Annotated in this window: 1 protein-coding gene; it reads left to right on the forward strand. The window is 64.1% G+C overall.

Annotated elements, in window-relative coordinates; translation table 11 throughout:
• Positions 1–231 (forward strand): transposase (locus tag I8J34_RS25375; protein WP_214364230.1); only part of this gene is annotated, 231 nt, incomplete at both ends.

A 231-nucleotide genomic window follows, 5' to 3' on the forward strand; every position in this document is an offset into this window, starting at 1 on the left:
CCTGGCAGTCGCGCCCGCTCGAGCCGATGTACCCGGTGGTGTTCTTCGATGCGCTGCGGGTCAAGATCCGCGAGGACGCGGTGGTACGCAACAAGGCGATCTATCTGGCGCTGGGCGTGCTGCCCGATGGCACGCGCGACATCCTGGGCTTGTGGATCGAGGGCACCGAAGGGGCCAAGTTCTGGATGAAGGTGTTCAACGACCTCAAGACGCGTGGGGTAGCCGACATTC

The sequence above is a fragment of the Denitromonas iodatirespirans genome (genome assembly GCF_018524365.1).
Classification (GTDB): Bacteria; Pseudomonadota; Gammaproteobacteria; order Burkholderiales; family Rhodocyclaceae; genus Nitrogeniibacter; species Nitrogeniibacter iodatirespirans.